At 35.2% G+C, this 6,628-nt stretch carries 7 protein-coding genes and 2 pseudogenes; 1 reads left to right on the top strand and 8 read right to left on the bottom strand.

What is annotated here, in order from left to right:
* The 8 genes and pseudogenes from V514_RS0101530 to istB all read right to left on the bottom strand — a co-directional run.
* On the bottom strand, positions 1-453 hold a 453-nt coding region (locus V514_RS0101530), incomplete at its 3' end, for an RNA-guided endonuclease TnpB family protein (protein ID WP_029497911.1).
* A 15-nt stretch (positions 454-468) separates the two neighbouring features.
* Entirely contained in the window at positions 469-873 is a 405-nt protein-coding gene (gene tnpA / locus V514_RS0101525; protein ID WP_029497909.1) for an IS200/IS605 family transposase, read from the bottom strand.
* A gap of 128 nt (positions 874-1,001) precedes the next feature.
* Positions 1,002-1,133 carry a hypothetical protein gene (locus V514_RS20745; protein WP_268744195.1) on the bottom strand — a complete coding sequence of 44 codons (132 nt, stop codon included), beginning with the start codon at positions 1,131-1,133 and terminating at the stop codon, positions 1,002-1,004.
* 278 nt (positions 1,134-1,411) lie between these two features.
* A complete protein-coding gene (locus V514_RS0101515) occupies positions 1,412-1,894 on the bottom strand; it encodes a hypothetical protein (protein ID WP_029497907.1) in 483 nt (160 codons plus the stop codon).
* A gap of 178 nt (positions 1,895-2,072) precedes the next feature.
* Complete coding sequence (locus V514_RS18680; protein ID WP_161630159.1) at positions 2,073-3,233, bottom strand: AbiH family protein; 1,161 nt, start codon at positions 3,231-3,233, stop codon at positions 2,073-2,075.
* Positions 3,234-3,323: 90 nt separating this feature from the next.
* Positions 3,324-3,644 (bottom strand): hypothetical protein, encoded by a 321-nt coding sequence (locus V514_RS0101505; RefSeq protein ID WP_029497905.1) that lies wholly within the window; start codon positions 3,642-3,644, stop codon positions 3,324-3,326.
* A gap of 662 nt (positions 3,645-4,306) precedes the next feature.
* The gene (locus tag V514_RS0101500; protein WP_029497904.1) at positions 4,307-5,323 is read right to left on the bottom strand and encodes a hypothetical protein; all 1,017 of its coding nucleotides are present in this window, start codon (positions 5,321-5,323) and stop codon (positions 4,307-4,309) included.
* Positions 5,324-5,496: 173 nt separating this feature from the next.
* Positions 5,497-6,132: pseudogene (gene istB, locus V514_RS0101495) on the bottom strand (IS21-like element helper ATPase IstB); the annotation flags it as partial.
* A 60-nt stretch (positions 6,133-6,192) separates the two neighbouring features.
* Here istB and V514_RS0101490 point away from each other — a divergent pair.
* Positions 6,193-6,628 (top strand): annotated as a pseudogene (locus V514_RS0101490) (IS5 family transposase); the annotation flags it as partial.

The following is a 6,628-nucleotide window of genomic DNA, read 5'->3' as shown; positions in this document are numbered from 1 at the left end:
CGCCTTTAAAATACGCCCTTCAATTTCACGCGATTTTACAAACTTTACAAGTCCTAATTTTGGTAGCTTCATTTGATTACCGACAATCGCAATATTGTGATTCGTATTCTTCGTAGTATAACTTTGAACTGGATTCTTTTTACTTTTGAAGCGTGGATATTTATTTTGCTTTTTAAAAAAACGTTTAAAAGCGTCTATTAAATTTTCATAAGAGGCTTGTAATGCCACACTATCTACGTTGCGTAGCCATGCCGTTTCATCTTGTTTTTTCAGCTTTGTGAGCATTTTGGACATAATGGAACGATTCAACCCTTTTCCTTCTTCTTCATAAGAAGTATTCCACAACTCAAGAAAATGGTTATAGACAAAACGACAATGCCCATGTGTTTGATGAATAAGCGCTTGTTGGTCTTTGTTTGGGTAGATACGGAATTTATAGGCTTTATGTGGCATAACAGTCACCTCTTTCTAATCATTATTTTGTCCTTGAGACTGAATATATTTTTTAATCGTTTCTATCGATGCACCGCCAGTTGTTATGAGACAGTAACTTTTAGACCAAAACATTCCTTTCCATAATTGCTGTTTGATTTCTGGAAAATCTCGTTTTATTAATCGTGAGCTTGCGGATTTATACGCATTGATGAATTTTGAAAGTTCGGTATTAGGGTGTGCTTTAAATAAAATGTGAACATGGTCTTTATCATGGTGCCATTCGATTAAAGATATGTTGTAGTTGCTTCCTATTCTTTCAAAAATATTTTTTGAGTAATTTGATTTCTCATCATTAAATACTTTTTTTCGGTATTTGACGACTAAAACTAAGTGATAGTGCAATGAGAACACTGAATGATTATTACTATCTAAAATCATTGTTGTATCAGCCTTTCTTTTTTATAACACTGATTATACAATAAAGCTGATTTACAGTCAAAACTTAATGCCTTGTAGCATTCACCACCCACCTACTCGCTACACTCCTTGAGGTGGGCGTCCTCTGCTCACCTTTGATAGAATCTTGCAATCGCTTCACGGTCTTCGCCTGCCGCTAACTTCATACGATCGGTCTGTAAACGTATCGGGTTATCGGTTACAACGTGCTGTAATACTAAGTAATCTCCCCATACTTTCATACTGTTAACCTTCTTATTAATCGTGGTGATCTTATACTGTTGCTGTAACGTGTGTAAGTAGCGTAACCATTCGACACGACTAAATGCCGCATCCTTTGGTACTTCACCTCGTATCGCTTCATAAAATAACCGTACATCCGTCTGATAGGTGGTAATAGTCTGTGGTCGCTTTCCCTCTACATACAGCCATTCGCTAAACGTATCATACACATTCATTTTTATCTGCCTCCTAAAAAAATAACGTGTTACCTCTCCCTAAAGGAAAGGCACACGTTACATCATATAGATACTGCTCCTTCATCAGAAACAGTTAAATTAACTGTTTCTTCTTCAAAAGCGTTATCATTTAAATCAACAAGTTTATCAGCTACTACTTTTAAAGTTGATGTAGATGATACTTTAGATGTAGTTTCAAAAGTTAAAGTAATAGACTTACCATCTTCAGCTAATACTGCTGTTGTAGAAGCATCACTTCCTAAAGTAAATGCATCAAGAATATCAGCAGAGTCAGCTAGTTGGATAGCTTCTGTGAAAGTAACTGTTAAAGAAGTAAGGAATTTATCAGCATTTCCACCTGTTCCGCCGATTGCCTCAGTTGCTGCTGTTCCAGTAACTCCTAATACTTCAGGTGCTACATCATCATTGATTTTAGCATCAAGAACGAATTCTTTTCCACCGTTTGCAGCTGTAATTGTAACAATAACAGTTCCCTGAGATGTGATTTCAAATGATTCAATCATATCTGCTGAGAATGTTTCCAAGTTTGATTGTGTGGGTGCCAGGCACCCGATATTTAGTTCCTCTTCACCATCACACCCAGAAACTCAAAGGCTTAGATGATTGTTCCATGTACCTTGTAATTAAGCGACAAAAAGCTAGTAATTGTTTACATTAGCACCTCTTTGTTTCCCGATTTATTGTTTGTAAAATACGGCGATATTACGTCTTAAACAATTTAATCTGCTTGGGTTGTATACCAAGGTTCTTTGCAAAAGCATCAATACGTTTGATGTCACCAGCACTGTACCAACTGATGAACCATTTCATATTTGATGGCTTCCTATTCATTTTAATAATCTCTTTAAAGTATGGATAATCAACTACTGATAGAGAATGCCCTATGACTACTACTGTATCTATATCTGCAAAAGCAATGAATGTTGCTTTGTTAGCTTCAATTACATCATTGGATTTCTTGGCAGTCGAGGAGTAATAATTACCTAATTGATATCCAGCGGTTGCGTACAGATCATAAGTTGTTTGGTTTTTCATTCTCAACTGATCACTTTTTGATTCACTTGAATCCGAACCACTTTCATCACTAGCCATGTCAGAATGTCCTAAAATCAACTCTTTATTTGTATCCCGTCTTTCCCCGTGAATATAGAAAATATTCTGTTTAGACACACCATAAATTGTCTCAAGAAATTCCGTGTAATTAAAATTTATAAACCTTGCTGCAGTATTTATAATCTGCTTGAGTGGTGTGTTAGAAATAGTTGGTTTTAAAGTAACTATCCATTTTCTAAATTGCTTTGGCAACTCTTCCATAATAGTATATGTAGGGGCCATAGCTGCTTCAGATGCCATGAAAAAATCTGCTGCAGAAAAATCATCATCATATTGTTCTTTTACGTCAAAAGTATCCATCCAATCATTGAGCGTAACGAGCATCGATTCATCGTCAATATAAGCAAGACTTTCCTCAAAATCAGCCCATAAGTCTTCTTTTAGAATATACATTTCTAGTGTTCTTCTAAGCTCACTATGACGTCCCATGGAATCTCTGAAATGATAGTAACTCGATGGAACACCATGCATGAGATCAAATCCGTTTCCAATAATGTAAAGAGTCGTATTGGAATCAGCCGATTGCATTTCTACTTCTTCTACCTGTTCAAATTGCAAATTTGCTAAAACACGATTTAACTCCTGTTTTTGACGTCTCTGCTCATGTTGAAACTTCCTTTTTTCACGGCATGCTTTACATCTTTTAGGAGTATGAAGACCCTTCTTTTTATAAAAATGACTCTCTCCTTCTGTAAAAAATGCTTCTTGACACTCCTTGCACTTCAATAAAAACACCTTTTCATACGACACAATCACACCTCTTTTCTGATAGATGAATAGAGCTAGTGGTAGTTTTACTATTTTAGGACTAAGCTTTAGCACGGCTCAGTCCTTTTTCTGCTATTGAAGGACTCTTTGCACAAAAAAATACACAACAGGTAATAAAGCCTGTATCTGTATCGTATAAGGATTATTGCTAACTTCATAAACTTTCGCATCTCCAACATATGGTGGAATGTAGCTCTTCATCTTTGCAGCTTGGTTTGCACTAATAGCCATATCATGAAAAGTGTAATGTTGTAAATTTCGCTTTATAGCATTTGAATGGATATCGGAAAAGCGCAAAACAAATATTGGCATCGCTTCAACACTTATCTCCTGAACTTCTACATCGACTCCGAAATCTTTTTGCAACTTACTAATAAATTTTTCCATACTCATTATCTCACCTCCTCATCTTTTTTAAAAAAGAAAGAACCAACCCGAAGGCTAGTTCTTCCTTTTCAATCAAACCTCTAACGAATTGTCAGAATAGTGCCTGAATTGTGTGAGTGCCAGGCACTCAATATTTCCGCAAGATTGCTCTTGCGAAAGGCTTTCTATGTCTATCCACCACACCATGCATTTTCATGAATTGTAGTGAATTGTGTGGGTGCCAGGCACCCGATATTCAACTAAATTTAGTGCTTCATATACCGTCATCTTGCCTCACCCCCTTTCGAAAGGGAGTTCAGCCGCCACCTGCTTGATGTATATTACTTTTGCTATTTTATCATCTCATTCTTTATTAGTCGATAGAATCAGCGTATGTACGCATTTTTTTCAGATACTTTGCAAGAGTATCCTAGAACCCAACTATTTTGTTCGTTCCCAAATCTCTATTTGGGGGCTTTTTTTGTGAACAAAAGAAGCCATAAGCAAGATTTTTCTCACTTATGACTTCGAGTCTTCTAACTCACACAATGTATTTTCATAAATTGTAGTGAATTGTCAGAATTGTTTGTGCACCCGGTGCACGTTATTATCAAATCATTAGAATTGTTTCTACAAATAGTACACGAACTTTAATTGTAGTGTATTGCTAATGACACGGTGTGAGAATTTTAAATACTAGAGAATTCAGGGAATTTTTCAGATATAAAGCTATCAAATATGAGACCATGAAGATTTATCCCCGCCTTGTTCATTTCTTTTTCCAATTCCATAAGGAAATAATCAAATTCGTAAGTGTGATTGGGAATCAAATTCAAAAGTTCACAATACAATTCTTTCCAAAGATCTGTGGAAAATTTCTCGCAATATGGATTAGGGAAAAATAAATTGCAGTAATTTTTCAAATCCCAAGCTCCTTTTATTTCACCTAGATGACCAGAAACAATATTAGTTAACAATACAATATCAACTTTATCGTAATTACCTAGATTGTCATAAGTTGAATCTGTAAATAATCCCGTGAAAGAATTAAATAAGTAATCCCAATAATCTTGCATTTCATTTGTACATACTGACACTACAAGTACATTTAAAGTTTTGCTGTCAGAATATACGAATTTTTCTTGGGCTGATTTTAAATAATCCAACATTTTATTATCATTAATTTTTGTAAATTCATAATTTTCATATTTATCACTTTTAATTAAAATTGGAGTAATAATTTCATCTTGCAATGTTACTTTTGCTTTCTCCAAACTTTCCTTAGAAACAGACCGAAATGCAGTATTAATATAAAAGGTATCTGCGTTATTCTCCTTAAATTCAGGCGTTTTGATTTCAAAATTAAAATTATATCCGTTTTTAACAATTTGGATGTCTACATCTGTATTTCTATCGCTTCTTAATTTTTTTTCTGTAAAAAAGATATTTTGGGTTTTTGTGGGAAATACTTCAAATACTATCTCAGATATTCCCTGATAGTACTGCTTCTCATTAAAATTTGATAATTGTAACCTATTAGTTAGTGCATTTAAATTTTTTGTACTTTTCAAAATTTCACCTTTAGACAATTCATTTAAGTTTTCTAATAATTCTTTTTTGTAATTTACACTTACACTGTTTAACGGATGTTGTGGAATGTTTTTCAGTTTACTTTCAATCTCATTTTTAACAACATAACTTCCCATAATTCTCCTCCTATGATACTCATTATTTAATATTATTATAGCTGTTAAAATGACATAATTTAAATAGTTAACTCCACTTTGGTTATACGCATTTAAGAAATGCTATACATAACAATCTAGTATAAATGTCAACTAATCTATGTACATAAGCGCTCACTTAACAGTGCACAAAATCAGGCATCCTCAGATGCTAAATGATCTTTTAAACGATAAGAATCTCCAACTATCGTTATAACAGTGGCGTGGTGTAAGATACGATCTAAAATCGCATTGGCTAACTTTGCTTCTTGAAAAATCCCGTCCCATTCCTTAAAATTTACGTTCGTCGTAAATATGGTGCTTCTATGTTCATACCGTCTATCAATAAGTTGAAAGAAAAGTTTCGCATCATCAGCTTCGATTGGTAGATAGCCAATTTCATCTATAATCAATAATTTGTATTTCGTATAGTGCTTTAATCGACTTTCAAGTCGATTTTCAAGGTGAGCTTTCTTGAGATTCTGAATAAGATCATGACACTTCACAAAATAAGTGCTAGTGCGTTTCTTTGCTGCCGCTATTCCAATAGCTGAAGCTAAATGTGTCTTACCCACACCACTGGGCCCAAGAAATACGATATTTTCTTGATTTTCAATAAATCTTAATGTTAATAAATCCTGAATTTGTTGTCGATTTATAGATGGTTGGAACTCAAATTCAAAGTCCTTTACTTCTTTTAAATTGGGGAAAGCACCTACTTTCACCATTGCGTGAACCATATTTTTTTCTCTTAGGTCAACTTCATAATTTGTCAATTTAACTAGGTTCTGTCTAAAAACTATTTCCACCCCATGATATAATGGTGTAAATCAGAAAATGGGGTGGATGAAATGGCGCCAAGTCGTTACGAATTAACAGATGAACAGTGGAAACAAATTGAAGGGTTCTTCCCACCGTACACAACCGGTCGTCCTTCGAAACGAAGTAACCGTGAGATGTTCAATGCGATGCTGTGGGTTGCGCGTAGTGGCGCACCTTGGCGTGATCTGCCAGAACGCTATGGCTTTTGGAAAACGGCATATGCGCGCTTTTGTAAATGGCGCAATGACGGGACACTCATTTTGATTTTTCAGGCGCTTCAAATCGAACCTGATTTTGAAAACGTAAGCATCGATTCAACAAGCGTTCGCGCTCACCAACATAGTGCGGGGGCAAAAAAAACGCCATCGATACCGAAGTTGCCCAACACATCGGTGTAAGTCGTGGCGGAAAAACAACGAAAATCCATGCCATTGTGGATGCGTTAGGCAACCCATTGTTATTTCA

This window comes from Kurthia huakuii LAM0618 (assembly GCF_000505545.1).
Lineage (GTDB): Bacteria > Bacillota > Bacilli > Bacillales_A > Planococcaceae > Kurthia > Kurthia huakuii.
This window is presented reverse-complemented; position numbering and strand designations above follow the sequence as displayed.